Here is a 24,041-nt window from a genome sequence, read left to right as displayed (position 1 = left end):
TTAGGTACCCTTATGTCTACAGACACCATTGTTGCTCAAGCAACCGCTCCAGGCCGAGGTGGCGTGGGGATTATTCGCGTCTCAGGCCCGAAAGCCGCTCAAGTCGCGCTTGAAGTAACCGGGAAAACACTGAAACCTCGTTATGCGGAATACTTGCCTTTTAAGCATCAAAATGGCACCGAACTTGACCAAGGCATCGCGATCTATTTTCCTAACCCTCACTCCTTTACCGGCGAAGATGTGCTCGAACTACAAGGACACGGTGGCCCGGTCGTCATGGATATGCTGATCAAACGCATTTTGGCTATCAGTGGCTTGCGCGCAGCGCGCCCGGGTGAATTTTCTGAGCGTGCGTTTTTAAACGACAAAATGGATTTAACCCAAGCGGAAGCGATTGCCGATTTGATTGATGCCAGCTCTGAAGAAGCGGCCAAATCCGCTCTGCATTCATTGCAAGGTCAATTTTCCAAACGCATTCACACCTTGGTCGATTCCCTAATCCACCTGCGAATTTACGTTGAAGCAGCGATTGATTTTCCTGAAGAGGAGATCGATTTTCTTGCCGATGGTAAAGTTGCCGCAGATCTGCAAAATATCATCGACAACTTAGACGCCGTGCGCAAAGAGGCCAATCAAGGGGCCATTTTACGCGAAGGGATGAAAGTGGTGATAGCAGGGCGTCCTAACGCGGGCAAATCGAGTCTATTGAATGCGCTTTCAGGCAAAGATTCAGCCATCGTTACAGACATAGCAGGAACCACGCGTGACGTGCTGCGAGAGCACATCCACATCGATGGCATGCCACTGCATATCATCGATACCGCTGGCCTACGTGATGCCAATGACGAAGTCGAAAGAATAGGCATTGAGCGTGCTTGGGATGAAATAGCAAAAGCAGATCGTGTACTCTTTATGGTTGACGGCACCACCACCGATGCCACCGATCCGAAAGAAATCTGGCCAGATTTTGTCGATCGATTGCCTGAAAACATCGGCATGACGGTGATCCGTAACAAAGTCGATCAAACCAAAGAATCACTCGGTATCTGTCATGTTAATTCTCCAACCTTAATCCGCCTGTCGGCAAAAACTGGAGAGGGCGTTGATGCTCTGCGTACTCATCTCAAAGAGTGCATGGGCTTTGCTGGGGGCAATGAAGGCGGCTTTATGGCCAGACGACGCCATTTGGACGCGCTAGAGCGCGCCGCACAGCACCTCATGATTGGTCAGCAGCAGCTCGAAGGCTACATGGCTGGTGAAATCTTAGCGGAAGAACTGCGTTTATCGCAGCAACATCTAAACGAGATAACGGGCGAATTTAGCTCCGATGACTTGTTAGGGCGCATCTTTTCGTCGTTCTGTATCGGCAAATGATCGCAGTGAGAAGCTTGATCACTCTTAATTATAGGAATATCTCATGATCCATATCATCACTGGCAGCACCTTAGGAGGCGCTGAATATGTCGCCGATCATCTCAATGATCTACTGCAAGAGCAAGGTTATACTACGACTATCCACAACCAACCCAACTTAAGTGAACTCCCCGCACAAGGGACTTGGCTCATTGTCACCTCCACGCATGGAGCGGGTGACTACCCAGACAATATCCAACCTTTTATCGCTTCTTTGCAATCAACACCACCGAATACGAGCCAGTTAAAATATGCCGTGGTAGCACTTGGCGATTCAAGCTATGACACGTTTTGCGCAGCAGGTAAGCATGCATATCAACTGCTTGAGGATATAGGTGCAACGCCAATTAGCGACTGTTTCACCATAGATATATTAGAATATTCCGTTCCTGAAGATGCCGCTGAAGTATGGCTCAAACAGCACATCGAACAATTCTAGCTAATAGCATAAAGTCACCAAGCGGCCTGTGAGCCGCTTTTTTTGTACTCTTAAGCTCTGTGTATAACTGTCTCAATACTCGCCATAGAAAAGTTAAGTCCATTTTAAATATTTTAATGTGTATAACTATGCTGTTGTTCGGTGATTAACCTATAGTTATCCAATTAATAACTTATGAATTTCACGACCCTGTGCATAACTAGCCTTTTTGATCCCAGCTAATACACGATTAGATCATGTCAGGATCACAGCTTGTGATCCTCTTAAAAACCATGATCTTGTTGATCATTTATCGGTTATCCACAGATATGCTTGATCCTAATAATAGATCTAATAAAAGATCTCTATATAGATCTTATATATTATTAACTTACCAAGCTCAGATTAAAAAAGCAGAAAAGCGATTTTCTAGCCAGTGGAAAGCAGGTAGAATACGCCTCTTTTGTCAGTCCATGCTTCATTGAATACCTGAGGTCGGTTCATGCTTTATCACGAAAAATTTGACGTCATTGTGGTCGGTGGTGGCCATGCTGGAACGGAAGCCGCTCTCGCTGCAGCTCGTACTGGTCAAAGTACGCTATTGCTTACCCATAACATTGAGACTCTAGGACAGATGTCGTGCAATCCTGCGATCGGCGGAATTGGTAAAGGACATCTGGTTAAAGAAGTCGATGCCATGGGCGGTCTAATGGCACAAGCGATTGATCATGCAGGTATTCAATTTAGAACACTCAATGCCTCAAAAGGGCCAGCGGTTCGAGCGACTCGAGCTCAAGCAGATCGTGCGCTTTACAAATCGTATGTGCGTGATGTGCTTGAAAACACGCCAAACTTAACTTTGTTCCAACAAGCGGTCGATGATCTTATCGTTGAAAATGATCGTGTAATGGGCGTTGTGACTCAAATGGGCCTCAAATTCCACGCCAAAGCGGTGGTGTTGACGGTAGGTACCTTCCTTGGTGGAAAGATCCACATTGGTCTTGAAAACTTCTCAGGAGGCCGTGCAGGAGATCCGCCATCGATCGCATTAGCGCAACGTTTACGTGAACTGCCGTTTCGAGTTGATCGTTTAAAAACGGGTACGCCACCAAGGATCGATGCACGCAGTGTGGACTTCTCAGTGTTAGAAACACAACACGGTGATAACCCAACGCCTGTTTTTTCCTTCATGGGACAACGTGAACAGCATCCACGTCAAATACCATGCTACATCACGCATACCAACGATAAAACGCATGATGTGATCCGTGCCAATCTTGATCGTAGTCCGATGTACGCAGGTGTCATCGAAGGTATCGGCCCACGCTACTGCCCATCGATCGAAGACAAAGTCATGCGTTTTGCCGACAAAAATAGCCATCAAATTTTTATCGAGCCTGAAGGTTTGACCACGACAGAACTCTACCCTAACGGTATTTCCACCAGCTTACCATTTGATGTACAAGTGCAGATCGTTCGCTCAATGAAAGGGTTTGAAAACGCACATATTGTTCGTCCGGGTTACGCCATCGAGTACGATTTTTTCAATCCACAAGATTTAAAACAAACCTATGAAACCAAATTCATCAGTGGTTTGTTCTTTGCTGGTCAAATCAACGGCACCACCGGATACGAAGAGGCGGCAGCGCAAGGGTTAATGGCTGGTTTGAATGCAAGCTTATTTAGCCAAGAAAAAGAAGGCTGGAGTCCACGCCGTGATCAAGCTTACATGGGCGTGTTGATCGATGATCTTTCCACTATGGGTACCAAAGAACCTTATCGCATGTTTACCTCTCGCGCTGAATATCGCTTACTGCTACGCGAAGATAACGCCGATTTGCGTTTAACCGAAAAAGCCAGAGAATTAGGTTTAGTCGATGATGTGCGCTGGGCGCGTTTTAATCAAAAAATGGAAAACATGGAAATCGAGCGTCAACGTTTGAAACAAACGTGGATGAACCCGAACTCCGTCGGTGTTGATGCACTGAATGCGTTGCTCAAAACACCCATGTCTCGTGAAGCAAGTGGTGAAGATCTACTACGTCGACCTGAAATCACCTATCAACAGCTCACATCGCTTGAGTCATTTGCACCAGCATTGAACGATAGTGAAGCGGCTGAGCAAGTTGAAATTCAAATCAAATACGATGGTTATATTCAGCGTCAGCAAGATGAGATCGACAAATCATTGCGCCATGAGCACACTAAATTGCCGCTGGATCTTGACTATAAACAGGTCAAAGGCTTATCCAACGAAGTGATCCTTAAGCTTAACAATGCCAAACCTGAAACGGTTGGTATTGCCTCTCGTATTTCTGGTATTACACCAGCTGCTATTTCTATCTTATTGGTTTATTTGAAAAAGCAAGGTGTACTGAAGAAAGGGGAAGACGCCGCATGAGCGAGTTAAGAACGCGTCTCGATGATTTAATTGGTCAAACCGATCTCAAGGTCAATGAGCAGCAACGTAGCCAATTAGTCGGTTACGTGGAACTGCTGAATAAATGGAACAAAGCCTACAATCTCACCTCAGTGCGCGATCCTATGGATATGTTGGTGAAACATATTTTAGATAGTATAGTGGTAAGTCCTCACTTACAGGGTGAGCGTTTTATCGACGTTGGTACTGGGCCTGGTTTACCTGGTATACCTCTCGCTATCATGAATCCTGATAAAACCTTTTACTTACTCGATAGTTTAGGTAAACGCATTCGTTTTATTAAACAAGTTCTGCATGAGCTTGGTATTAAAAATGTGACCACGATTCAAAGTCGAGTCGAAGAGTTTCAGCCTGAAGTAAAATTTGATGGCGTACTGAGCCGTGCGTTTGCTTCAATGCTCGATATGGTGGAATGGTGTCACCATTTACCAAAAGAAACATCGGGCCGATTTTTAGCCCTGAAAGGACAACGGCCAGATGAGGAAATAGCCACACTACCTGAGTGGTGTTCTGTGACTGATGTCAAAGCTTTGAAAGTTCCTGAGTTGGAAGGTGACCGTCATCTTGTAATCTTATCTCGCAAGGGATAACAGCGAGGCATACCGTGGGCAAAATCGTAGCAATCGCCAACCAGAAAGGTGGCGTAGGAAAAACAACAACGTGCATTAACTTAGCGGCCTCTATGGCAGCGACTAAGCGTAAAGTTTTAGTGATCGATCTCGACCCACAAGGCAATGCAACGATGGCCAGTGGTGTTGATAAGTATCAAGTAGATGCAACCGCGTACGAATTGTTGGTCGAAGACACCCCTTTTGATGAAGTCGTGTGTCGCAAAACAACGGGACACTACGATTTGATTGCGGCGAACGGAGACGTGACAGCCGCTGAAATCAAATTAATGGAAGTCTTTGCTCGCGAAGTGCGTTTGAAAAATGCCCTCGCGCCAGTTCGTGATAACTATGATTTCATCTTTATTGATTGTCCTCCTTCTTTAAATCTTCTTACAATCAACGCCATGGCCGCAGCGGATTCTGTGTTAGTGCCAATGCAATGTGAGTATTTTGCATTAGAAGGTTTAACGGCGTTAATGGATACCATCAGCAAGTTAGCCGCGGTAGTCAACGAAAACCTGAAAATCGAAGGGTTACTTCGAACGATGTACGATCCGCGTAATCGCCTAGCCAATGAAGTATCCGATCAACTGAAAAAGCACTTTGGAAACAAAGTCTATCGCACCGTTATTCCTCGTAATGTCCGTCTTGCTGAAGCGCCAAGTTATGGCAAGCCAGCAATGTACTACGACAAGTATTCAGCTGGGGCAAAAGCGTATCTCGCCTTAGCTGGCGAAATGCTTCGTCGAGAAGAAATACCCGCATAATCTCAACTAAAGGAATTCGTCTACATGACTAAACGTGGTTTAGGAAAAGGATTGGATGCATTGCTCGCAACCAGTTCTCTTGCTCGTGAAAAGGAGCAAGCCGCCTCACATAGCCAAGCACTCTCTTCTGATGGCGAATTAATGGATATTGCGGTATCAAATTTGAAACCTGGCATGTATCAACCACGTAAAGATATGTCGGCAGAAGCGTTGGAAGAGCTATCTGCGTCTATCCAATCGCAAGGTATTATCCAGCCGATCGTAGTAAGACGTTTAGAGCTTGGTGGCTATGAAATTATTGCAGGTGAACGCCGTTGGCGCGCTGCAAAACAAGCAGGTTTAAAGCAAGTGCCCTGTTTGATCAAAAATGTCCAAGATCGCGCTGCGATTGCGATGGCACTGATAGAAAATATTCAACGCGAAGATTTGAATGCGATTGAAGAAGCACAAGCTTTAGAGCGGTTGCAAGACGAATTTAAGCTCACTCACCAGCAGGTGGCTGATGTGATTGGTAAATCACGCACTACCGTGAGTAATTTATTACGCTTAAATCAATTGGCGGATGGCGTGAAGCGTTTAGTGGAAACCAAGCAGCTTGAAATGGGCCATGCACGAGCATTATTGATGCTCGAAGGCGATCAACAAATTGAAATTGCACAACGTGTGGCCGCAAAACAGCTGACCGTGAGACAAACTGAGCAATTAGTGAAAAAGTGTCTAACACAGCCTTCTGAGGACGGATCGGCATCGGAAGACTTAGATGCACAACAAATGTCACAAAGATTGAGTGAAATGTTAGGGGCTAAAGTGTCGATCATTCGTTCAAAAGGTGGCAAAGCCAAAATGACGATTAGTCTTGATGAGCCTCACAAATTAGAGCAACTAATTGCCAAGCTAGAAAGCTAAATGAGATAATTGATTTAAGTCAATTATGCAAAAAACGTTTTTTTATTTGAAAGTTGTCGGTTTGTAAACAAAATTGTAACTTTTTGCTGTCTTTCAATTGCAATCAGTTCGACTCACCGTATAATTTTCGCCAATTTCCCAGCCCTATGTTGTAGATGAGCTGAGGATATTACTAGAGGTACGAATACATGGTAGCTGCGTTGGCTAGACCAGGACGAGAGCTTGCTAAGCGATTGTTAATGATCCAGTCTGGCGCGGTTATTTTTGTGGCGGCAGGGATGGCGGTAGCTGTAAATGCTGAATGGGGCTTTTCTGCGCTGATTGGGGGTGGCATCTTTGTCATTGCCAATGCGGTTTTTGCGCTGTGTGCTTTTATGTTTAGTGGAGCTCGTGCTGCGAAGCAAGTTGCGGCCTCTTTCTACACTGGCGAAGTACTCAAGATCCTCATCACAGTTGCACTGTTCTGTGTTGCCTACATGTATATGCAGGTGGAACTCGTTCCCCTCAAACTAACCTATTTGCTGGCTCTAGGTATTAATATCTGTGCGCCAGTGCTATTCATTAACAACAAAAAATAGGATGAGTTATGGCTGCGCCAGGTGAAGCGCTAACATCGTCCGGATACATTGAACACCACTTGACGAACCTCTCTCTTGCGAAGATTTCTGAGCATTACGATTTGGGGCTGTCAATTAGTGAGACGAGTTTCTGGAACGTACATATCGATAGCCTGTTTTTTTCCTTGTTTACTGGCTTAATATTCCTATGGATATTTCGCTCTGTAGCAAAGAAAGCAACAGCGGGTGTACCCGGTAAGCTGCAGTGTTTTGTTGAAATATTGGTAGAATTTGTCGATCAAAACGTCAAAGACACCTTTCATGGACGCAATCCACTTATAGCACCGCTGGCACTGACTATCTTTTGTTGGGTATTGTTAATGAACATCATGGACTTAGTGCCCATCGATTTCTTACCGTATCCAGCACAACATTGGCTTGGTATCCCTTATCTAAAAGTGGTTCCGTCAGCTGATGTGAATATCACCATGGCTATGGCTCTAGGCGTATTTGCTCTGATGATTTACTACAGCATCAAAGTGAAAGGCCTAGGTGGTTTTGCGAAAGAATTAGCTCTACATCCATTCAATCACTGGACCATGATTCCGTTTAACCTACTTATTGAAGTGGTATCGTTACTTGCGAAACCTCTCTCACTCGGTATGCGTCTATTCGGTAACATGTTCGCAGGTGAGGTGGTATTTATTCTTATCGCAGCGATGCTACCATGGTGGCTACAATGGATGGGTTCACTACCGTGGGCGATTTTCCATATTCTGGTAATTCTGATTCAATCTTTCGTGTTCATGATGCTGACTATTGTTTATCTATCAATGGCACACGAAGATAGTGATCATTAATTTTTTAAAGCTTTTTATTTGGGCACATAAGCCAACAACTATAAATTGGAGATAGTAATGGAAACTTTACTGAGCTTTTCTGCAATCGCCGTAGGTATTATCGTCGGTCTTGCTTCTCTTGGTACAGCGATTGGTTTCGCACTTCTAGGCGGTAAATTCCTTGAAGGTGCTGCTCGTCAACCAGAAATGGCTCCTATGCTACAAGTTAAGATGTTCATCATCGCGGGTCTACTTGATGCGGTTCCTATGATCGGTATCGTAATTGCGCTTCTATTCACTTTCGCGAACCCATTTGTTGGTCAACTAGGTTAATCAACCGATCACACAAATTGATGATTTGTCGTTGATTAATACTTTTCGTTGGTGAACAAATAGAGGGGTAGCTGTTGTGAATATGAACGCAACTCTGCTAGGTCAAGCAATCGCGTTTGCACTGTTTGTGTGGTTCTGCATGAAATATGTATGGCCGCCAATCATGAATGCGATCGAAGAGCGTCAGAAGAAAATTGCTGACGGTCTTTCAGCCGCTGAGCGTGCTGCTAAAAACTTGGATCTAGCACAAGCCAACGCTTCTGAACAAATGAAAGAAGCGAAGCGCACTGCAACTGAGGTCATCGAACAGGCAAATAAACGTAAAGCTCAAATTTTAGATGAAGCACGTGAGGAAGCTCAGGCAGAACGCCAGAAAATCCTTGCTCAAGCGGAAGCTGAACTTGAATCTGAACGTAACCGTGCCCGCGATGAGCTGCGTAAACAAGTTGCAACTCTGGCTGTAGCTGGTGCTGAGAAAATCCTTGAGCGTTCTATCGATAAAGATGCGCACAAAGATATTCTCGACAACATTACTGCAAGACTTTAAGGATGGGGGCGCTTTATGTCTGATTTGACTACAATTGCACGCCCCTATGCTAAAGCAGCATTCGATTTTGCGGTAGAGAAAAAGCAACTTGACCAATGGGGTCAGATGTTAGCTTTTGCTGCCGAGGTCGCAAAGAACGAGCAAATGAAAGAGCTACTAACGGGCTCTGTTTCGGCTGAGAAATTAGCGGAAATTTTCATCGCAATTTGTGGCGAACAGTTTGATGTTTATGGCCAGAACCTGCTAAAGGTGATGGCTGAGAATGGCCGATTAAAGGCTCTTCCTGATGTTAGTGAACAGTTCTTTGCTCTGAAACAAGAGCATGAGAAGCAGATGGATGTTGAAGTGATTTCAGCAACTGAGCTTTCTGATGAACAGCTTGTCAATATCAGCACCAAACTTGAGCAGCGTCTTGAACGCAAAGTTCAGCTGAATTGCAGTATAGATGAGACCCTACTTGGTGGGGTTATAATTCGAGCCGGAGACCTTGTCATCGATAACTCAGCCCGCGGTCGTTTAAACCGCCTGAGCGATGCATTACAGTCTTGATGGGGATTGGAGCATGCAACTTAATTCCACGGAAATTAGCGATCTAATTAAACAACGTATCGAATCTTTCGACGTTGTTAGTGAAGCTCGCAATGAAGGTACTATCGTATCGGTAAGCGATGGTATCATTCGCATTCACGGCCTAGCGGACGTGATGCAAGGTGAAATGATTGAATTACCGAGTGGCCGTTATGCACTTGCACTTAACCTTGAGCGTGACTCGGTTGGTGCGGTTGTCATGGGCCCATATGCTGACCTTAAGGAAGGCATGAAAGTAACAGGTTCTGGTCGTATTCTTGAAGTGCCAGTTGGTCCTGAATTGTTAGGTCGCGTAGTGAATACACTCGGTCAGCCTATCGATGGTAAAGGTCCTATCGAAGCGAAATTGTCTTCACCTGTTGAAATGATTGCACCTGGTGTAATCGACCGTAAATCAGTCGATCAACCAGTACAAACCGGCTATAAGTCAGTTGACTCTATGATCCCAATCGGTCGTGGCCAACGTGAACTTATCATCGGTGACCGTCAAACTGGTAAAACAGCAATGGCGATCGACGCAATTATTAACCAAAAAGATTCAGGTATTTACTCTATCTATGTTGCGATTGGCCAAAAAGCCTCAACTATCGCTAACGTAGTACGCAAATTAGAAGAGCACGGCGCGCTTGCAAACACAGTTGTGGTTGTTGCATCGGCTTCTGAATCAGCGGCATTGCAATACCTTGCGCCATATGCAGGTTGTGCAATGGGTGAATACTTCCGCGATCGCGGTGAAGATGCACTGATTGTTTATGATGACTTATCTAAACAAGCGGTTGCTTACCGTCAGATCTCACTACTACTCAAACGCCCACCAGGCCGTGAAGCATTCCCAGGTGACGTTTTCTATCTCCACTCTCGTCTACTTGAGCGTGCTGCTCGTGTTAGCGAAGAGTATGTAGAACGTTTCACTAAGGGTGAAGTGAAAGGTAAAACCGGTTCTTTAACCGCTCTACCTATCATTGAAACACAAGCGGGTGACGTTTCAGCATTCGTACCGACTAACGTAATCTCGATTACCGATGGTCAGATCTTCCTACAAACTGAGCTATTCAACGCGGGTGTTCGCCCAGCCGTTGACCCTGGTATTTCAGTATCTCGTGTAGGTGGTGCCGCTCAGACGAAAATCATCAAGAAACTGTCAGGTGGTATCCGTACCGCGCTTGCACAGTACCGTGAACTTGCTGCATTTGCTCAGTTCTCGTCAGATCTTGATGAAGCGACGAAGAGACAGCTAAACCATGGTCAGAAAGTAACAGAGCTGATGAAGCAGAAACAATATGCTCCGATGTCTGTGTTTGACCAAGCGTTGGTTATCTTTGCGGCAGAGCGTGGTTATTTAAATGATGTTGCGTTGAATAAACTGGCTGATTTTGAATCTGCTCTACTGTCGTATGCTCGTGGTCAATATGTTGATCTTGTAAAAGATATCGACAAATCGGGTGCTTATAACGATGAAATCGAAGCTCAGTTCAAGAAACTGGTTGACGATTTCAAGGCAACCCAGACCTGGTAATTGGTGGGTGACCCTAGGGTCACCACTGACCAATAACGGATTACCTTAAAAGAGAGTAAAACGATGGCCGGCGCAAAAGAGATACGTAATAAAATCGGTAGTGTTAAAAGCACGCAGAAAATTACGAAAGCGATGGAAATGGTAGCAGCTTCAAAAATGCGTCGTTCGCAAGACGGCATGGAAGCTTCTCGTCCATACGCTGAAACAATGCGTAAAGTGATCGGTCATGTGGCGAGTGCAAATCTAGAATATCGTCATCCTTATCTAGAAGAGCGCGAAGCCAAACGTGTTGGTTACATCATTATTTCAACAGACCGTGGTTTGTGTGGTGGTTTGAACGTGAACTTGTTCAAAAAAGCTCTACATGACATGAAAGATTGGTCGGAGAAAGGTGCTGAGGTTGAGCTTGCAATTGTGGGCTCAAAGGCAACGGCTTTCTTTAGAAACAGTGGCGCTAAAGTCGCTGCTCAAGTCTCTGGTTTGGGCGATAGCCCAACCTTGGAAGATTTGATCGGTTCCGTTGGTGTTATGCTGAAGAAATATGATGCAGGTGAGTTGGATCGCCTATACGTAGTGTTCAACAAATTTGTGAATACTATGGTTCAAGAACCAACGATCGATCAATTACTACCTTTGCCTAGATCGAATAGCGAAGAGATGAAACGCGAACATTCTTGGGACTACATCTATGAGCCTGAACCAAAGCCTCTACTCGATGCACTATTGCTGCGTTATGTAGAGTCTCAGGTTTATCAGGGTGTGGTTGAGAATCTTGCTTGTGAGCAAGCTGCTCGAATGATTGCGATGAAAGCAGCTACCGATAACGCAAGCAACTTGATTGATGATTTACAGCTTGTGTATAACAAAGCCCGTCAGGCGGCGATTACACAAGAACTATCGGAAATCGTTTCTGGTGCAGCAGCGGTTTAAGCTTAGGTAAAACAAACAGTTTAGAGGATTAACGATGGCTACAGGTAAGATCGTACAGATCATCGGTGCGGTAGTCGACGTAGAGTTCCCACAGGGCGAAGTACCAAGTGTTTACGATGCTCTGAATGTTGTGGATTCAAAAGAACGTCTCGTTCTTGAAGTTCAACAGCAGCTTGGCGGTGGCGTGATTCGCGCAATCGTAATGGGTAGCTCTGATGGTTTACGTCGTGGTTTGGTAGTTGAAAATACTGGCGCTCCAATTTCAGTACCAGTCGGTATTAAGACTTTAGGTCGTATCATGAACGTGCTTGGTGATGCGATTGATGAGCGTGGTGAAATCGGTGCGGAAGAGCTTTACTCTATCCACCGTCCAGCTCCAAGCTATGAAGAGCAATCAAACGAAACTGCTCTTCTTGAAACCGGTGTAAAAGTAATCGATTTGGTTTGTCCATTCTCTAAGGGTGGTAAAATCGGTCTATTTGGTGGTGCAGGTGTAGGTAAGACCGTTAACATGATGGAGCTTATCAACAACATCGCACTGCAACACTCAGGTCTTTCAGTATTTGCGGGTGTTGGTGAACGTACTCGTGAAGGTAACGATTTCTACTATGAGATGCAGGAAGCAGGTGTTGTAAACATCGAAGAGCCTGAAAAATCAAAAGTAGCGATGGTTTACGGACAGATGAACGAGCCACCAGGCAACCGTCTACGTGTTGCACTGACGGGTTTGACAATGGCAGAACGTTTCCGTGACGAAGGTCGTGACGTACTTCTGTTCATCGATAACATCTACCGTTACACGCTTGCCGGTACGGAAGTATCAGCACTGCTAGGTCGTATGCCTTCAGCGGTAGGTTACCAACCTACTCTTGCAGAAGAAATGGGTGTGCTTCAGGAGCGTATTACGTCAACTAAGCAAGGTTCTATCACTTCTGTACAGGCGGTATATGTACCAGCAGATGACTTGACGGACCCGTCTCCAGCCACAACGTTCGCGCACTTGGATGCAACGGTTGTACTTAACCGTAACATCGCAGCAATGGGCCTATACCCAGCGATCGACCCACTCGATTCAACGTCTCGTCAGCTAGACCCACTCGTCGTAGGTCAAGAGCACTACGACATCGCTCGTGGCGTTCAGCAGACGCTTCAGCGCTACAAAGAGCTGAAAGACATCATTGCGATCTTGGGTATGGACGAGTTGTCTGAATCGGATAAGCAAGTTGTATCACGTGCACGTAAGATTGAACGTTTTCTAACTCAGCCTTATCACGTAGCTGAAGTATTTACAGGTGACCCTGGTGTTTACGTACCTCTAAAAGAGACGCTACGTGGCTTCAAAGGTCTTCTATCTGGTGAATACGATGACATTCCAGAGCAAGCGTTTATGTACTGCGGTACTATCGACGATGCGATTGAGAATGCTAAGAAGCTATAAGGCTAACTAGGAGGCGATATGGCAGCAATAACCTTTCACCTAGACGTCGTCAGTGCAGAGAAGAAAATCTTCTCTGGCCAAGTCGAAACGTTTCAGGTGACCGGTAGCGAAGGTGAACTGGGAATTTTCCATGGTCACACACCGCTGCTGACCGCTATTAAGCCTGGTATGGTGCGTATCGTTAAGCTACACGGCCACGAAGAAATTATTTATGTTTCGGGTGGTATTGTCGAAGTGCAACCGGGTACTGCTACAGTACTGGCTGATACGGCAATTCGTGGTGAAGAACTAGACGCAGCTAAGGCAGAAGAAGCCAAACGCAAAGCTGAAGAGAATATTTCAAATCAGCATGGCGATATGAACTTCGCACAAGCGGCCAGTGAACTGGCTAAAGCCATGGCTCAGTTACGAGTTATCGAGCTGACCAAAAAACGTCGTTAATGTGTTTTATAATTAAGACGTGATGTAAAAAGGCGACCTATAGGTCGCCTTTTTGCTTATTTTTTAACAGAAAATTATTTAGTTAAATTAACTATCTCTTTAATTACCGCTAAAATGCGGCTTAACTTTTTTAACGTCAATAGGTTGTCAATGAAATTTAGCGCAGTGATCCTCGCAGCAGGTAAAGGTACTCGAATGTATTCTAATATGCCTAAAGTGCTGCACACACTGGCGGGTAAGCCAATGGTGAAACACGTAATTGATACGTGCAATAGCTTAGGTGCCCAAAATATCCACTTGGTTTATGGTCATGGTGGTGAGCAAATGCAGCAAGCGCTTGCCGAAGAGTCGGTTAACTGGGTGCTGCAAGCGGATCAATTAGGAACTGGCCATGCCGTTGATCAAGCCTCGCCTCATTTCCAAGACGATGAGAAGATCCTCGTGTTGTACGGTGATGTTCCATTGATCTCGGAAGAAACCGTGGAAAGCTTGTTAGATGCACAGCCTAATGATGGGATAGCCTTGCTGACAGTGGTACTGGATAACCCAACCGGTTATGGCCGTATCGTGCGTAAGCATGGCCCTGTGGTGGCGATTGTTGAACAAAAAGATGCCACCGATGAGCAAAAGTTAATTAAAGAGATCAATACGGGCGTGATGGTGGCAACGGGGCGCGATCTCAAGCGCTGGTTGTCAGGCTTAAGTAATGAGAACGCACAAGGCGAATATTATCTGACAGATGTTATCGCTGCAGCGCACAATGAAGGCCGCGCAGTTGAGGCTGTTCATCCTGCCAGCTCTATTGAAGTGGAAGGGGTAAATGATCGCGCTCAACTGGCTCGTTTAGAGCGTGCTTATCAAGCAACACAAGCGAAAAAGCTATTAGAACAAGGTGTGATGCTACGTGATCCTACGCGTTTTGATCTGCGTGGTGAATTACAGTGTGGGATGGATGTTGAGATTGATGCAAACGTCATCATCGAAGGAAATGTCTCTTTGGGTGATAACGTAATTATCGGCATGGGTTGCGTGCTTAAAGATTGCGAAATTGATGACAACACAGTGATCCGCCCATACAGCGTCATTGAAGGGGCAACCGTTGCAGAAAACTGTACCGTTGGGCCTTTTACCCGTTTACGTCCTGGTGCTGAACTGCGTAATGATGCACACGTGGGTAATTTCGTAGAAGTAAAAAATACTCGCTTGGGTGAAGGTTCGAAAGCCAATCACTTAACTTATCTTGGTGATGCCGAAATTGGCCAGCGTGTTAATGTCGGAGCTGGCGTTATCACTTGTAATTACGATGGTATCAATAAATTCAAAACCACAATTGGTGATGATGTGTTTGTCGGTTCAGACAGCCAGTTGATTGCTCCTGTAACGATCGCCAATGGTGCAACGATTGGTGCTGGCACTACGCTAAGCAGTAACGTTGCTGAAGGTGAGTTAGTCATCACTCGCGCGAAAGAGCGCAAAATCAATGGTTGGAAGCGTCCTGTTAAGCGTAGCTAACAAATGAACGATTAAAAAGCCGCTCATCATGAGCGGCTTTTTGTATCAGTTCTTATTAAAAGACTTACTCTTCATCGCTGACTACGCGTGCATTATCTGGTGCGGTGAAGTGTTGAGAAAGTTCGCGGTTCGAGACGATATAACCAATCCATAGCCCGCCCATACAAATCATAATTGCAATACCCGTCACCATTTGTGCTTGGCTGGCCAACGTTGCGACCAATGCGCTGGCTAAACTACTAACGCAGATTTGTAAGCTATTTTGTAAACCCGCTGCAGTGGCTGGGCTTTGTTTGGCACTCGATAGTGCGCGGTTCACCACGATAGGGTAAAGCGCTCCGTTGGCAACTGCTATTAAGCAAAACGGTGCCAAAATTGGCCAAATTGAGGTCAGTTGCCACTGTGAGGCAATGAATACTAATAAAGTGGCAACGCTGGAGAGGCCAATCAACTGCTTGAGCACTTTTTCGTCACCAAATTTATTCACTCCCACCTTACCTAAGTAGCCACCAACCATGAAAGCGATCGTTTGAGGAATAAAACTCAAACCGATATCTTTAGCGGCATAACCAAGGCGTGCCATAATCTCTGGCATCCCAGTCAAGTAAGCAAAGAAGGCCGCAGAAGCGCAAGCAAACATCATTACATTACCCAAGTAGGTTTTAGTGCTGAGCAGAGCTTTGATATCTTGCTTAATTGAGGTTTGTTTGGGTTGTGATTGTTCATTTTTTTGAGCAAAAGTACAGGCTACAAGCGCAACGCCCATCAATGTCAATGTCACAAAAATACTGTGCCAACCAAAGTTATCGGCCAGTAAGACGCCTAATTGAGGTGCAAGCGCGGGTGAAAGCGCGACCAAAGGCATAATGGTGGCGAATATTTGCTGGCTTGTTTTAGCTGGGTAGCGTTGAATTACCATTGCTTGCCAGATCACTGCGGGAGCACACACCCCTAAAGCTTGCACAAAGCGCAACGCTAATAATTGCCACACCTGCTCGCTGAAAGCTAAACCAAATGATGCCAACGTGAAGAGAACTAGGCCAGCCGCTAAAGTGTTACGGTGACCATATTTATCGGAAGTTAAGCCCCACACCAGTTGACCTAATGCCATACCGACCAGAAAAACGGTGAGAGACAAGGCTATTTGCTCTGGCCCTGTGGCAAAGTCCATTTCCATCGCTTTAAAGGCAGGGAGGTACATGTCTGTGGCAATGAAGCCAAGCATAGAGAGCGCGGCTAAGTACAGCAACTGTAATTTTGATGCTTTCATTTTTATTACCATTCAAAAAAATTAATCAATACTTGGCCAGCATTAATCTATGCCAACCTTAATTTATCTACTCATCTATTCTATTTTTCGTTTAATATTAAATGAAACGCTAAATTTGTTGGTTATTCATCAAAAAAATTGAAGGCTTATGTTTTCTAAATCCTCATTAGAAATGCTTGATACTGTCGCACGATTGGGTAGTTTTACCGCCGCTGCGGAGGTTTTGCATAAAGTGCCGTCAGCGATCAGCTACGGCGTTCGTCAAGTCGAACAAGATTTGGATGTGTTGCTGTTTCGCCGTTTACCTAGAAAGGTGGAACTGACGCCCGCTGGTGAGCTGTTTATGGTGGAGGCTCGCCAATTGCTTAGGCAGATGGAAGAGATTCGTTCACAAACTAAACGCGCGGCGCATGGTTGGCAGAAAACGCTAAAATTGACGCTTGATAACGTGGTCAAACTCGACAAAATGAAACCGCTGGTGGAAGATTTTTATCGCACGTTTGAGTTTGCTGAGCTGCAAATCAACATGGAAGTGTTTAATGGCTCATGGGAAGCTATTGCGCAAGGTCGAGCTGACATTGTGATTGGTGCAACCTCTGCGATTCCTGTCGGTGGTGATTTTGAAGTGCGTGACATGGGTGTGTTGGATTGGGCATTTGTGATGTCTCCTCATCACCCTTGTGCTCAAGAGCCCTATTTAAGCGAAGATTTTGTCAGTCAGTTCCCGGCGATTTGTTTGGATGACACGTCAAGTGTATTACCCAAGCGGCATACGGATCACTACCCGCAGCAACGGCGCTTACTTTTACCGAATTGGTATAGTGCGATTGAATGCTTAAAAAATGAAGTCGGTGTGGGCTACATGCCAAGACACATTGCACAACCTTTGATTGTTGATGGTGGGTTGGTTGAACGGGTTCTCACCGTTGATAAACTGCTTAGTCAATGCTGCCTAGTGTGGCGCAAAGACGATAATCATAAATTGATTGAGTGGATGGTGAATTATCTGGGCAGTAGCGATCAACTTTATCGTGATTGGCTTCAAGCTAAATAACCTAATAAGAAGAGCCAGCAGTGCTGGCTCTTAAAAGACTCTTCAGTGAGAAGAAAAACAGAATGGTTATGGGCGCTCAAAAATAGTCGCAATGCCTTGGCCTAAACCAATGCACATCGTTGCTAGACCATATTTGACGTCTTTCGCTTCCATCAAGTTAATCAGTGTGGTGGAGATGCGCGTGCCAGAACACCCGAGAGGGTGACCCAGCGCGATCGCCCCTCCATTTAGGTTAACCTTCTCATCCACTACATCGAGCAAACCGAGATCTTTCGCGCAAGGTAGAGATTGAGCTGCAAACGCTTCGTTTAACTCAATCACATCCATATCTTGCATGGTGAGGCCTGCGCGCTGTAGCGCTTTATGGGTCGCCGGAACTGGCCCGTAACCCATAATTGAAGGATCGCAACCAGCGACGGCCATTGATTTCACACGCGCACGAATCTTTAAGCCAAGCGCATTGGCTTTCTCTTCGCTCATGATCAACATCGCCGATGCGCCATCGGACAGAGCCGATGAGGTGCCTGCCGTTACAGTACCATTGGCTGGGTCAAAAACAGGACGCAACTGTGCTAGCCCCTCAACAGTGGTTTCCGGGCGGATCACTTCATCAAAATCCAGCGTGAACAGAGTACCATCTTCGGCATGAGCTTCAGTGGGGAGGATTTCATTTTTGAAGCGGCCTTCAACGGTTGCTGCGTAAGCGCGTTGATGCGAACGAGCGGCAAAGGCATCTTGTTGCTCACGGCTAATGCCGTGCATTTTACCTAACATCTCAGCCGTTAACCCCATCATCCCCGCAGCTTTGGCAACGGTTTTTGACATGCCAGGATGGAAATCAACGCCATGGTTCATCGGTACGTGTCCCATATGCTCAACGCCGCCCACAAGGCAGATTTCAGCATCACCAACCATAATGGCGCGGGTGGCATCATGCAGTGCTTGCATTGATGAACCACATAAACGGTTAACGGTGACGGCACCAATTTCAATCGGCAAGCCAGCCAACAGTGCCGCATTACGCGCGACGTTAAAGCCTTGTTCTAAGGTTTGTTGCACACAACCCCAGTAGATATCTTCGATCTCTTTTGGGTTGACTTGTGGATTACGGGCTAAAATGCCTTTCATCAGATGTGCAGATAAATCTTCCGCACGAGTATGACGAAATGCCCCACCTTTTGAACGACCCATCGGGGTGCGTAGGCAATCAACAATTACGACATTTCTCTTATGTGAAGTCATTTGGACATCTCTCCTTAGATAGAACTTGCTTGTTGAGTACCGTAGAAGGTCTCGCCTTTTTCTGCCATATCAAGCAGCAGTTGAGGTACATGATACATCGCGCCCAATGCTTGGTATTGGCTTGCCATTGCAACGTAGTTTTGTAAGCCAAGACTATCGAGATAGCGGAATACGCCGCCTCTAAAAGGAGGGAACCCCAAGCCGTACACCAACGCCATATCCGCTTCTTGGGGTGAAGCGATGATCTTCTCTTCTAAACAGAGTGCCACTTCATTGATCATCGGAATCATCATGCGCTCAATGATGGTTTGATCATCAAAAGTACGTTTATCACCACATTCTACGTTAAGAACAGTGAGAACCTCTTCAGAGAAAGTTTTCTTCGGTTTGCCTTTCTTATCTAAAGTGTATTGATAGAAACCGCTGCCATTTTTCTGGCCATATTTATTGGCGTCAAACAGTGCATCAATAGCATCGCGGCCCTGTTTACCCATACGTTCGGGGAAACCTTGTGCCATTACTGCTTGTGCATGGTGAGCGGTATCAATACCGACCACATCTAGAAGATAAGCAGGGCCCATTGGCCAACCAAACTTACGCTCCATCACTTTATCGATTTGAGTGAAATCAGCGCCATCGCGCAGTAATAAACTAAAGCCACCAAAGTAAGGGAAAAGTACGCGGTTTACGAAGAACCCAGGGCAGTCATTGACCACGATGGGGGATTTACCCATTTTGGCCGCGTAAGCGACAACTCGATTGATGGTTTCATCGGAAGTGTGTTCACCACGAATAATTTCCACCAATGGCATACGATGTACTGGGTTAAAAAAGTGCATACCACAGAAGTTTTCTGGACGTTTGAGTGATTTGGCCAGTAGGTTGATTGGAATGGTTGAGGTGTTCGAGGTGATAACCGCATCCTCACCAACATTGGCTTCGACTTCACTTAGTACCGCGGCTTTGATTTTCGGGTTTTCAACCACAGCTTCAACAATTACATCCGCTTGCTCAATCCCCGCATAATGCAGGCTAGGCGTAATCGATGCCAGCACACTTGCCATTTTAAAACCATCAATTTTTCCGCGCTCTAGCTGCTTGTTGAGTAACTTAGATGCCTCTGTCATACCTAAATTAAGGGACGATTGAGCAATATCTTTCATCAAAACAGGCACGCCCTTTACTGCCGATTGATAAGCAATGCCGCCGCCCATGATACCCGCACCAAGTACAGCCGCTCGTCCGGTTTCTTTATTGGCTGATTTAGCCGCTTTTTTTGCCAGTGCTTTAATATATTGGTCGTTGAGGAATAAACCGACCAAGGATTTCGCCGCTTCAGAATGAGCGAGCTTAACGAAGTGTCTACGCTCAATGGCCAATGCTTCATCACGGCTACAGCGCGCGGCTTCTTCTATTGCAATAACAGCGGTTATTGGCGCTGGATAATGAGGTCCGGCATGCTGTGTAACCAAGCCTTTGGCCATGGTGAAGCTCATCATGGCTTCTAATTTGCTGAGTGTCAGCGCGGACATTTTTTGCTGGCGACGCATTTTCCAATCAACGGTTTCATTGATGGCCGATGTGATGGTTTTGAGTGCTGACTCAAGCAGTTTGTCGCTATCAACAATCGCATCGAGCAGTCCAATTTTAAGGGCTTCCTCAGCACGACATGCTTTGCCTTGAGTGATCACTTCCATAGCATTGTCGGCACCAATTACACGAGGCAGACGCACACAGCCACCGAACCCCGGCATAATACCAAGCTTTGTTTCCGGTAATCCTATGCTGGTGGTCGCGTCACCAATACGGAAATCGGTAGCGAGTACACACTCACATCCACCGCCTAGCGCGTGCCCTGTTAAAGCGGCTAGTGTCGGAACGGGTAGATCTTCTAGTTTGTTGAAAATGCTATTGGCAAATTGCAGCCATTGGTCGAGTTCTTGCGCAGGTTTAGCAAAGAGACCTAAAAACTCAGTGATATCAGCCCCGACAATAAAAGATTCTTTATCGGAAGTAAGAATAAGGCCTTTCAGTCCTTGGTGGGCTTTTAGGGCATCAAGTGCATGGTTGAGCGATTCAAGAGTGGCAAGGTCAAGTTTGTTCACTGACTCCTTGGAGCAGAAACGCAACTCCGCAATACCATCTTGTAATTCCTTTACCTGTAGGGTGTTGGCTTGGTAAATCATTGTCTATCTCCGTGACATACAACCTTAAGATCGTGTGTGAGAGTTTTTGTTGTATTAATGGTTCTGGTTTGACCAGTCGGTTTAGTTTGACCTGAGGATTGTTTAATTTCAATACATTTTTTAAACAACTGTTTAACATTGAGTGCGAGTGGAGATCAGCGCTGCTTTTTTAAGTGCACGTGTTACACTCTTGCCATCCGCTCGATCTATGATTTCACATGAACGAACAACCTTATTTAATTCCAGCGTTGCCCACCCAATTTGAAGAGGAAATCAAAAAAAGCCTCTTTATTACCTATTTGGCCCATACTCCGAGTGTAGATGCTGCCAAAGCCTTCGTTGCGCAAATAAAGACAAAACATAGCGACGCCAGACATAACTGCTGGGGCTTTGTTGCCGGACGACCGGAAGATTCGATGTTGTGGGGTTTTAGTGATGATGGTGAGCCATCAGGGACGGCGGGCAAACCGATATTGGCGCAGCTAGCCGGATCGAGTGTCGGGGAGTTAACGGCCGTCGTCACTCGTTATTATGGTGGGATTCGTCTTGGCACTGGTGGGTTAGTTAAAGCTTATGGTGGCGGAGTACAACAAGCACTCAAGCAGCTTCAAACTATTGAGAAAAAAATCACCACAAAATTATCCCTAACGTTAGACTACAGTTTTGTGCCGATTACTCAATCCATCATCGCGCAGTATGAAGCATTAGAAGTCGAAGCCGATTATAAAGAACAGGTTAAATTTCTTGTTGAGATAGAATTGCGCCATCTTGATGCCTTTACTCAAACTATCATTAATAAAAGCGGTGCAAAAGCTGTAGTGACCGCCATAAAAAATAATTAGGAAGTCAGAAGCTTCGCTTCAGAAAAAGCAATGCAAATTCGATCTATTATTCGTATCGTCGGGCTTTTGCTCGCGCTATTTAGTGTCTCTATGCTTGCCCCTGCGCTGGTGGCTTTGCTGTACCGCGATGGTGCAGGTGTACCTTTTGTCACGACCTTTTTTGTATTGTTGATGTGTGGCGGTTTTTTTTGGTTTCCAAACCGCCGCTATCGACATGAATTGAAAGCCAGAGACGGTTTTTTGATCGTTGTACTGTTTTGGACGGTTATCGGTAGTGCGGGTTCATTACCATTTTGGTTAGCGGATAACCCTAATGTATCGGTGACGGATGCGTTTTTTGAATCGTTTTCAGCATTAACCACCACCGGAGCAACCGTCATTGTTGGGTTAGATGAATTACCTAAAGCGATTTTGTTCTATCGGCAGTTTTTACAATGGTTTGGTGGGATGGGGATCATCGTTCTAGCGGTGGCCATTTTGCCAGTATTGGGAATTGGGGGAATGCAGTTATATCGAGCAGAAATTCCAGGCCCGGTCAAAGATACTAAAGTCACTCCAAGAATCGCCGAAACCGCTAAAGCACTTTGGTACATCTATTTAAGCTTAACGATTGCCTGCGCGACTGCTTTTTGGGTAGCAGGGATGACCCTATTTGATGCGATTTGTCATAGCTTCTCTACGATCGCTATTGGTGGGTTTTCGACTCATGATGCAAGCATGGGGTATTTTGACAGTTATGCGATCAATTTAATTACGGTTGTTTTTTTACTCATTTCAGCCTGTAATTTTACGCTCCATTACGTGGCGTTTGCGACAGGTGGTGTTCATCCAAAATATTACCTTAAAGATCCAGAGTTTAGAGCTTTTGCTCTTATACAAGTCATTTTGTTTGCGGTTTGCTTTTCGATTTTACTCAAACACCATTCTTACGACTCTTTTTATGACGCTTTTGATCAGGCGCTATTTCAAACGGTATCCATTTCGACGACGGCAGGCTTTACCACAACAGGTTTTGCAGATTGGCCGTTATTCTTACCTGTATTATTGCTGTTTTCTTCATTTATAGGTGGGTGTGCTGGCTCTACGGGCGGTGGCATGAAAGTGATCCGTATCTTATTGCTTACCTTACAAGGTGCTCGTGAGATGAAACGCCTTATCCACCCAAGAGCCGTGTATACGATTAAGGTGGGCGGAAGTGCTCTTTCACAGCGAGTTGTTGACGCGGTTTGGGGATTTTTCTCAGCGTACGCACTGGTCTTCGTGGCGTGTATGTTGGCATTGATCGCAACAGGGATGGATGAACTGAGTGCATTTTCTGCCGTCGCGGCAACATTGAATAACTTAGGGCCTGGATTGGGTCAAGTCTCCGTACACTTTGCGGATGTTAATGACAGTGCAAAATGGGTATTGGTTGTTTCGATGCTCTTTGGTCGCTTAGAAATTTTTACACTATTAATACTGCTTACCCCTACGTTTTGGCGCAGTTAAGGATATCCCGTGCAAAAAGCTCTTTTTCTCTATTCTTCCCGTGAAGGTCAAACCAAGAAAATTCTTAACTATATAAAAGAGGAACTTTCTGAGTTTGATTGCGAACTTGCCGATTTACATCAAATTGAGGATATTGATTTAGCTCTTTACGATCGAGTCTTAATTGGTGCTTCTATTCGCTACGGACATTTAAATAAAAAGCTTTATCAATTTATAGAAAAACATGCCGAGCAATTAGCACTCGCTAAAGCGGCGTTCTTTTGTGTCAACTTAACTGCAAGAAAAGAAGCGCAGGGTAAAGATACTCCAGAAGGAAGTGTCTATATTAAAACCTTTCTCAGTAAATCAGCATGGCAACCCAAGCTAATCGGAGTTTTCGCTGGTGCTCTTTACTATCCACGTTATCACTTTTTCGATAAGGTGATGATTCGTTTCATCATGTCATTGACTGGCGGTGAAACTGATACCTCAAAAGAAGTTGAATACACAAACTGGCAAAAAGTATCTCTTTTTAGTGATAACTTTAAAAAATTGTAAATAAAAAGTCGATTTTTAGCGTCTTTTGGCTTTTTTCTGTTCGAACAAATAGAAAATCAAAAAAAACAGCAAAAAGGGGTTGCCAACGTGACGGCGATCTCTATAATGCCGCCTCACTGACACGGCACAGCCAGTAAGGGTTCAAGCCCAACCAGCAGCCAATCAG

General features: G+C 45.4%; 23 protein-coding genes. 20 read left to right on the top strand and 3 right to left on the bottom strand.

Features of this window, described 5'->3' with window-relative positions; translation table 11 throughout:
* The first annotated feature begins 12 nt into the window (after nucleotides 1–12).
* The 16 genes from mnmE to glmU all read left to right on the top strand — a co-directional run bounded on the left by mnmE (nucleotide 13) and on the right by glmU (nucleotide 15,256).
* The gene (gene mnmE / locus B9J87_RS04630) at nucleotides 13–1,374 is read left to right on the top strand and encodes a tRNA uridine-5-carboxymethylaminomethyl(34) synthesis GTPase MnmE (protein ID WP_026028517.1); all 1,362 of its coding nucleotides are present in this window, start codon (nucleotides 13–15) and stop codon (nucleotides 1,372–1,374) included.
* A gap of 43 nt (nucleotides 1,375–1,417) precedes the next feature.
* Nucleotides 1,418–1,852: an FMN-binding protein MioC gene (mioC, locus tag B9J87_RS04625; RefSeq protein ID WP_094149554.1), complete on the top strand. Its 435-nt coding sequence runs from the start codon at nucleotides 1,418–1,420 to the stop codon at nucleotides 1,850–1,852.
* Nucleotides 1,853–2,333: 481 nt separating this feature from the next.
* Nucleotides 2,334–4,232 carry a tRNA uridine-5-carboxymethylaminomethyl(34) synthesis enzyme MnmG gene (mnmG, locus tag B9J87_RS04620; protein ID WP_017047816.1) on the top strand — a complete coding sequence of 633 codons (1,899 nt, stop codon included), beginning with the start codon at nucleotides 2,334–2,336 and terminating at the stop codon, nucleotides 4,230–4,232.
* Nucleotides 4,229–4,861 carry a 16S rRNA (guanine(527)-N(7))-methyltransferase RsmG gene (gene rsmG, locus B9J87_RS04615; RefSeq protein WP_094149552.1) on the top strand — a complete coding sequence of 211 codons (633 nt, stop codon included), beginning with the start codon at nucleotides 4,229–4,231 and terminating at the stop codon, nucleotides 4,859–4,861. Before mnmG ends, rsmG begins: the two co-directional genes overlap by 4 nt.
* A 14-nt stretch (nucleotides 4,862–4,875) precedes the next feature.
* Entirely contained in the window at nucleotides 4,876–5,649 is a 774-nt protein-coding gene (locus B9J87_RS04610; protein ID WP_013855586.1) for a ParA family protein, read from the top strand.
* A 24-nt stretch (nucleotides 5,650–5,673) separates the two neighbouring features.
* Nucleotides 5,674–6,555, top strand: a complete 882-nt coding sequence (locus B9J87_RS04605) for a ParB/RepB/Spo0J family partition protein (RefSeq protein WP_017044113.1) — start codon at nucleotides 5,674–5,676, stop codon at nucleotides 6,553–6,555.
* A 188-nt stretch (nucleotides 6,556–6,743) separates the two neighbouring features.
* Nucleotides 6,744–7,133 (top strand): F0F1 ATP synthase subunit I, encoded by a 390-nt coding sequence (locus B9J87_RS04600; protein ID WP_013855588.1) that lies wholly within the window; start codon nucleotides 6,744–6,746, stop codon nucleotides 7,131–7,133.
* 8 nt (nucleotides 7,134–7,141) lie between these two features.
* Nucleotides 7,142–7,972 (top strand): F0F1 ATP synthase subunit A, encoded by an 831-nt coding sequence (atpB, locus tag B9J87_RS04595; protein ID WP_013855589.1) that lies wholly within the window; start codon nucleotides 7,142–7,144, stop codon nucleotides 7,970–7,972.
* A gap of 57 nt (nucleotides 7,973–8,029) precedes the next feature.
* Entirely contained in the window at nucleotides 8,030–8,284 is a 255-nt protein-coding gene (gene atpE, locus B9J87_RS04590) for a F0F1 ATP synthase subunit C (RefSeq protein WP_002540812.1), read from the top strand.
* Nucleotides 8,285–8,360: 76 nt separating this feature from the next.
* Complete coding sequence (atpF, locus tag B9J87_RS04585; protein WP_013855591.1) at nucleotides 8,361–8,831, top strand: F0F1 ATP synthase subunit B; 471 nt, start codon at nucleotides 8,361–8,363, stop codon at nucleotides 8,829–8,831.
* A gap of 15 nt (nucleotides 8,832–8,846) precedes the next feature.
* Nucleotides 8,847–9,380: a F0F1 ATP synthase subunit delta gene (gene atpH, locus B9J87_RS04580; RefSeq protein ID WP_013855592.1), complete on the top strand. Its 534-nt coding sequence runs from the start codon at nucleotides 8,847–8,849 to the stop codon at nucleotides 9,378–9,380.
* A 13-nt stretch (nucleotides 9,381–9,393) separates the two neighbouring features.
* A complete protein-coding gene (gene atpA, locus B9J87_RS04575) occupies nucleotides 9,394–10,935 on the top strand; it encodes a F0F1 ATP synthase subunit alpha (protein ID WP_026027662.1) in 1,542 nt (513 codons plus the stop codon).
* 63 nt (nucleotides 10,936–10,998) lie between these two features.
* Complete coding sequence (gene atpG / locus B9J87_RS04570) at nucleotides 10,999–11,865, top strand: F0F1 ATP synthase subunit gamma (protein ID WP_013855594.1); 867 nt, start codon at nucleotides 10,999–11,001, stop codon at nucleotides 11,863–11,865.
* A gap of 34 nt (nucleotides 11,866–11,899) precedes the next feature.
* Nucleotides 11,900–13,303: a F0F1 ATP synthase subunit beta gene (atpD, locus tag B9J87_RS04565; protein ID WP_010319968.1), complete on the top strand. Its 1,404-nt coding sequence runs from the start codon at nucleotides 11,900–11,902 to the stop codon at nucleotides 13,301–13,303.
* A gap of 18 nt (nucleotides 13,304–13,321) precedes the next feature.
* A complete protein-coding gene (locus tag B9J87_RS04560; RefSeq protein ID WP_013855597.1) occupies nucleotides 13,322–13,744 on the top strand; it encodes a F0F1 ATP synthase subunit epsilon in 423 nt (140 codons plus the stop codon).
* Nucleotides 13,745–13,894: 150 nt separating this feature from the next.
* Nucleotides 13,895–15,256 carry a bifunctional UDP-N-acetylglucosamine diphosphorylase/glucosamine-1-phosphate N-acetyltransferase GlmU gene (gene glmU / locus B9J87_RS04555; RefSeq protein WP_094149549.1) on the top strand — a complete coding sequence of 454 codons (1,362 nt, stop codon included), beginning with the start codon at nucleotides 13,895–13,897 and terminating at the stop codon, nucleotides 15,254–15,256.
* A gap of 64 nt (nucleotides 15,257–15,320) precedes the next feature.
* On the opposite strand, the gene punC is transcribed toward glmU, so the two are convergent.
* Nucleotides 15,321–16,526 (bottom strand): purine nucleoside transporter PunC, encoded by a 1,206-nt coding sequence (gene punC / locus B9J87_RS04550; RefSeq protein WP_094149547.1) that lies wholly within the window; start codon nucleotides 16,524–16,526, stop codon nucleotides 15,321–15,323.
* 148 nt (nucleotides 16,527–16,674) lie between these two features.
* Between punC and punR the strand changes: the two genes are divergently transcribed.
* On the top strand, nucleotides 16,675–17,580 hold the full coding sequence (punR, locus tag B9J87_RS04545; protein ID WP_017046374.1) for a DNA-binding transcriptional activator PunR: 906 nt from the start codon (nucleotides 16,675–16,677) through the stop codon (nucleotides 17,578–17,580).
* A 66-nt stretch (nucleotides 17,581–17,646) separates the two neighbouring features.
* On the opposite strand, the gene fadA is transcribed toward punR, so the two are convergent.
* Nucleotides 17,647–18,822, bottom strand: a complete 1,176-nt coding sequence (gene fadA / locus B9J87_RS04540) for an acetyl-CoA C-acyltransferase FadA (RefSeq protein WP_094149545.1) — start codon at nucleotides 18,820–18,822, stop codon at nucleotides 17,647–17,649.
* A gap of 14 nt (nucleotides 18,823–18,836) precedes the next feature.
* On the bottom strand, nucleotides 18,837–21,008 hold the full coding sequence (gene fadB / locus B9J87_RS04535; RefSeq protein WP_094149543.1) for a fatty acid oxidation complex subunit alpha FadB: 2,172 nt from the start codon (nucleotides 21,006–21,008) through the stop codon (nucleotides 18,837–18,839).
* A gap of 218 nt (nucleotides 21,009–21,226) precedes the next feature.
* Here fadB and B9J87_RS04530 point away from each other — a divergent pair, with 218 nt between their 5' ends.
* From B9J87_RS04530 to hemG, 3 genes are read left to right on the top strand one after another with little or no spacing between them, the layout of a single operon-like run.
* Nucleotides 21,227–21,850 (top strand): YigZ family protein, encoded by a 624-nt coding sequence (locus B9J87_RS04530; RefSeq protein ID WP_094149540.1) that lies wholly within the window; start codon nucleotides 21,227–21,229, stop codon nucleotides 21,848–21,850.
* Between the two features lie 30 nt (nucleotides 21,851–21,880).
* Nucleotides 21,881–23,338: a TrkH family potassium uptake protein gene (locus tag B9J87_RS04525; RefSeq protein ID WP_094149538.1), complete on the top strand. Its 1,458-nt coding sequence runs from the start codon at nucleotides 21,881–21,883 to the stop codon at nucleotides 23,336–23,338.
* Between the two features lie 9 nt (nucleotides 23,339–23,347).
* On the top strand, nucleotides 23,348–23,875 hold the full coding sequence (gene hemG, locus B9J87_RS04520) for a menaquinone-dependent protoporphyrinogen IX dehydrogenase (RefSeq protein WP_013855605.1): 528 nt from the start codon (nucleotides 23,348–23,350) through the stop codon (nucleotides 23,873–23,875).
* Nucleotides 23,876–24,041 lie beyond the last annotated feature (166 nt).

Origin of the sequence: Vibrio sp. V19_P1S1T109 (genome assembly GCF_002241375.1) — a bacterium.
Lineage (GTDB): Bacteria > Pseudomonadota > Gammaproteobacteria > Enterobacterales > Vibrionaceae > Vibrio > Vibrio anguillarum.
The sequence above is the reverse complement of the archived record's forward strand: the minus strand, read 5'-3'. Positions and strand labels throughout refer to the sequence as shown.